The sequence below is a fragment of the Maribacter sp. 4G9 genome (assembly GCF_002742265.1).
In the GTDB taxonomy this organism is placed as follows: domain Bacteria; phylum Bacteroidota; class Bacteroidia; order Flavobacteriales; family Flavobacteriaceae; genus Maribacter.
On record NZ_MDGL01000019.1, the window covers coordinates 1 to 1244 of the forward strand.

Here is a 1244-nt window from a genome sequence, read left to right on the forward strand (position 1 = left end):
GTTATCTGCGTAGGGTGGATCTCGTACTTCCTGCCCAGCTCTTGGATGGTAAAACGTTCCGATAGCGCCTCCAGCACCACCTTGAACTTGAATTTCGATGTGTGTTTCCTGCGTGTCATAATACAGTAAATTTAGATTAAAAATTAAACTTAACTTACTGTCCTATTTTTGGGGGGAATTATAACAGTTGCTGAATATTTTTGGTAAAATTAGTAATGTAAAGATAGTAACTAAAAATTTCATTGATACAAATGAACCTTATTTCCAAAACAGGCTGCCCGTATGCTTTTGGCTCGCTTAGAAAAAATTATTCAGAACCCAACAAAAAAGTTGATTTTGAAGAAATATTAATTAAAACAAATTGATTCATTACAGTTCAAGCATCCATTACGACGTTACAATTAAAATTCTTGTTAACACTGACAGGTATAATGCATATTGCATCTACCTTAATTTAATAATAAAAATATAATGCAATGAAAAAATATATAGGTTTTGCGCTACTTGGGATATTATTAATCAGTTGTAACACTATAAATAAAAAAGAAATTCGAGAATTAGAAGAATTTTATAAAGTAAATCTTGTTGGTAATATTGAGCTTCATTTAATAAAAGGATCTAAACATTCGATTGAAGTCATGTCAAAGAATTTCTCGGATAATTCCAATTTAAGGACGGAAGTTCGAAATGGCGAATTATATATTTCAAATAAAAAAGAATGTGGCTTTTGTAAAAATCCAAAATATATTATTTACCTAAATCATTCAGGAATATCAAATTTAATACTTACCGGAACCATATCTCTTTCTTCAGATGATAAAATAAATCAAAAAGATTTAGTTATTAGCGGAGTTGGTGTAATATCTGGAAATCTGAAAGTTTCTGTAAATAACCTCAAATTTGATTTTAATGGAATATCAAATTTGACTGTTTCCGGTTACGCAGATACTTCAAATTTAAAAATTAATGGCATTGGAATTATCAACACTGCAAACCTTGAAACAAATAGAAATAAAAAAGTCTCAGAAGGTATAAGTCTAATCTATAAGTAGAGTTCATATTGAAGTGGTTTAAACTTTTTTTGGATCGAAAGACAGGGTTGCAGAGATTTGTGTTGTGAAACATAAGTCAAACCAAAACAACCCTTTATGTACTTTATTCTTGACAAAGATATGATAGAAGAATCAATAGTCGCATACCTTCCTTCACCTAGTCGTGGCTTTAACGTTACGGTACCCATGGCC

Annotated in this window: 1 protein-coding gene; it reads left to right on the forward strand. The window is 30.7% G+C overall.

Annotated features, from left to right (window positions below; all coding sequences use genetic code 11):
- Positions 1 to 476 precede the first annotated feature (476 nt).
- The gene (locus BFP75_RS01945) at positions 477 to 1052 is read left to right on the forward strand and encodes a GIN domain-containing protein (RefSeq protein WP_099542996.1); all 576 of its coding nucleotides are present in this window, start codon (positions 477 to 479) and stop codon (positions 1050 to 1052) included.
- Positions 1053 to 1244: the final 192 nt, after the last annotated feature.